This is a genomic window from Bradyrhizobium sp. Ken01, from assembly GCF_055807355.1.
This window is the reverse complement of the sequence record NZ_JBVVPC010000315.1, coordinates 1-234: the sequence shown is the minus strand read 5'-3', so window position 1 is coordinate 234 and position 234 is coordinate 1. Positions and strand designations below refer to the sequence as shown.

The window sequence follows — 234 nt, the reverse complement described above, 5'->3', positions numbered from 1 at the left end:
GCTGGATGGCGAGACGGCCTTCAAGCTCTACGACACCTATGGCTTCCCGCTCGACCTGACGCAGGACGCACTGCGCCAGCGCAGCATCTCGGTCGATATTGCCGGCTTCACCAACGCGATGGAGCAGCAGAAGGCCGAGGCGCGCAAGCATTGGGCCGGGTCCGGCGACGCCGCCACCGAGACCATCTGGTTCTCGGTGCGCGAGAAGGCCGGCGCCACCGAGTTCCTCGGCTA

1 protein-coding gene is annotated in these 234 nt (G+C 66.7%); it reads left to right on the top strand.

Annotated elements, in window-relative coordinates:
- Window positions 1-234 (top strand): alanine--tRNA ligase-related protein (locus AC0L3S_RS39785; protein WP_473285458.1); only part of this gene is annotated, 234 nt, incomplete at both ends.